Genomic DNA, 2152 nt, shown 5'->3' on the forward strand with positions numbered 1-2152 from the left:
TCGACCGCGGCGGGGAACGGGTGCTCGGGCGCCAGCCGGTAGTCGACCGAGACCACGATCGTCCCGGCACCGGACGCGAGGATCCGGCAGAACCGGTCGTGGCTGTCGAGGCCGCAGAGGGTGAACCCGCCGCCGTGGAAGAACACCGTGACGGGGTGCGGTGCGGCGCCGTCCGGCCAGTAGATCCGGACGGGCACGTCGCCCTGGTCCGGGTGCAGGGTCCGGTCCTCGGTCCGGGCGACGGGGATCGGTTCGAGGTCGGGACCGGGCGCGGCGGCCAGCAGCCGCCGCGCCTGCGCCGCGTCGGTGACCTCGGCGCCGATCGGGGGGAAGCCCGCCGTCATCGCGGCGGCGATCTTCTGCGCGCGGGGGTCGAGCGGCATGGTCAGCCGGCCGCCTGCGCCATCATCACGACCTCGCCGGCGGTCCAGCCGCCGTCCACGGCCAGCTCGGCGCCGGTCACGTAGGCCGCCGCGTCCGAGATCAGGAACGACACCGCCTCGCCGATCTCCTCGGGCACGCCGACCCGGCCGAGCGCGGCGAGCGGGAAGCCGCCCTCGCCCAGGGTGGAGTGCTCGGCGGTCATCGGCGTGTAGGTCATGCCGGGGTGCACCGAGTTGACCCGGATCCGGTGCCGGCCGAGCTCCGTCGCCGCGATCTTGGTGAGGCCGCGGACGCCCCACTTGGACGCGCCGTACCCGGAGGTCAGCGGCAGTGCGGTCAGCCCGGCCGCGGAGGAGATGTTGACGATGGAGCCGCCGCCCGCCGCCCGCATCGGCTCGATCACCGCCTGCATGCCGAGGAACACCCCGAACAGGTTGATCCTCAGCACCTTCTCGAAGTACTCGGGGGACTCGTTCTCGATCAGCGAGTTGGACGCGATGCCGGCGTTGTTGACCAGCCCGTCGATCCGGCCGTAGGCGCCGAGCGCCGCCTCTGTGACGGCCCGCCAGCCGTCCCGCTCGGTGACGTCGTGCCGCACGAACAGGCCGCCGACCTCGGCCGCGGTCGCGGCGCCCGGCTCCTCCAGCAGGTCCGTGACGACGATCCGCGCGCCGTCCCGGGCCATCCGCGCGGCGGCCGCGGCGCCCAGGCCCCGGGCCCCGCCCGTCACGATCACTACCTTGTCCCGCAGTCCGGACATGTCCCTCTCCTCGCTCTGACGTGCGCTTTCTCTGCAGCGTATTCCAAATTGGAACATCTAGCGTCGGGGTGTGACGCGTCAGACCCCGGCGGGTGGCTAGGCTGGTCGCCATGGCGCGCCCCTCCGAACCGCCCGGCGAACGGCTGCCCGCGACCGCGTGGGCCGTGCTCGGTGTGCTGTCCTTCGGTGAGGCTCTGACCGGCTACGAGATCCGCCAGTGGGCCGAGCACATCCTGCGGTTCTTCTACTGGAGCCCCGCGATGAGCCAGATCTACACCGAGCTCAAGCGGCTGGAGCGCGTCGGGTACGCCGAGTCGCGGCTCGGCACCGCCGCCGACGGCCGGTCCCGGCGCGTCTACACCATCACCCCCGCCGGCCGCGACGCGCTCAGCGGCTGGGTCGAGCGGGCCCCGGTCGAGCCGCCCGTCCTCAAGCACGGGACGGCCCTGCGCGTGTGGCTCGGCCACCTGGCCACGCCCGAGCGGCTCCGCCAGATCGTGACCGAGCACCGCGACGACGCCCAGCGGCTGCTGGAGGAGGCGGAGTACTCCCGCTCGTACGCCGCGTCCGTGTCCGGCTGGGCCTATCCCGAACTGGTGGCGCGCTGGGCGACCCGCTACTACGCGGCCGAGCGCGACCTGGCCGACCAGATGCTCGCCGACCTGGACGAGCTGCTCGCCTCCGGGCGGGCCGTCCCGCCCGCGGGCACGCCCACCCAGGCCCCCGGCTGATCACGCCCGCTCCCGCAGGTCCCGCTTGACGACCTTCCCGCTCGCGTTGCGCGGCAGCTCGTCGACGACGTGGAAGTACCGGGGCACCTTGAAGTTGGCGAGCCGCTCGCGCAGCCAGCGGGTCAGCTCCTCGCCGCCGACGGCCCCGCCCGCGCCGTCCCGCAGGACCAGGTACGCGGCGCCGACCTCGCCGAGCCGCTCGTCCGGCACCCCGACGACCGCCGCGTCCGCGACCGCCGGATGCCGGACGAGCACGCCCACGATCTCCGCCGGGTAG

The 2152-nt window shown here is 74.1% G+C and carries 4 protein-coding genes; 1 reads left to right on the forward strand and 3 read right to left on the reverse strand.

Annotation, left to right across the window (positions count from 1 at the left end):
• A partial coding sequence (locus ABZ914_RS50525) for an alpha/beta hydrolase fold domain-containing protein (protein ID WP_500201699.1) occupies positions 1 to 383 on the reverse strand: 383 nt, incomplete at its 3' end.
• Between the two features lie 2 nt (positions 384 to 385).
• Positions 386 to 1144: a glucose 1-dehydrogenase gene (locus ABZ914_RS50530; protein ID WP_433153946.1), complete on the reverse strand. Its 759-nt coding sequence runs from the start codon at positions 1142 to 1144 to the stop codon at positions 386 to 388.
• A 110-nt stretch (positions 1145 to 1254) separates the two neighbouring features.
• On the opposite strand from ABZ914_RS50530, the gene ABZ914_RS50535 reads away from it, so the two are divergent.
• Positions 1255 to 1875 carry a PadR family transcriptional regulator gene (locus tag ABZ914_RS50535; RefSeq protein WP_190866730.1) on the forward strand — a complete coding sequence of 207 codons (621 nt, stop codon included), beginning with the start codon at positions 1255 to 1257 and terminating at the stop codon, positions 1873 to 1875.
• Here ABZ914_RS50535 and ABZ914_RS50540 read toward each other — a convergent pair.
• On the reverse strand, positions 1876 to 2152 hold a 277-nt coding region (locus ABZ914_RS50540; RefSeq protein WP_500201700.1), incomplete at its 5' end, for an AMP-binding enzyme. It lies immediately after the preceding gene.

Origin of the sequence: Spirillospora sp. NPDC046719 (genome assembly GCF_040645715.1) — a bacterium.
Taxonomy (GTDB): domain Bacteria; phylum Actinomycetota; class Actinomycetes; order Streptosporangiales; family Streptosporangiaceae; genus Spirillospora.

Coding starts and splice junctions, on each gene's coding strand:
- ABZ914_RS50530 (WP_433153946.1), bottom strand. CDS start 1,144: ATGTCCGGACTGCGGGACAAGGTAGTGATCGTGACGGGCGGGGCCCGG.
- ABZ914_RS50535 (WP_190866730.1), top strand. CDS start 1,255: ATGGCGCGCCCCTCCGAACCGCCCGGCGAACGGCTGCCCGCGACCGCG.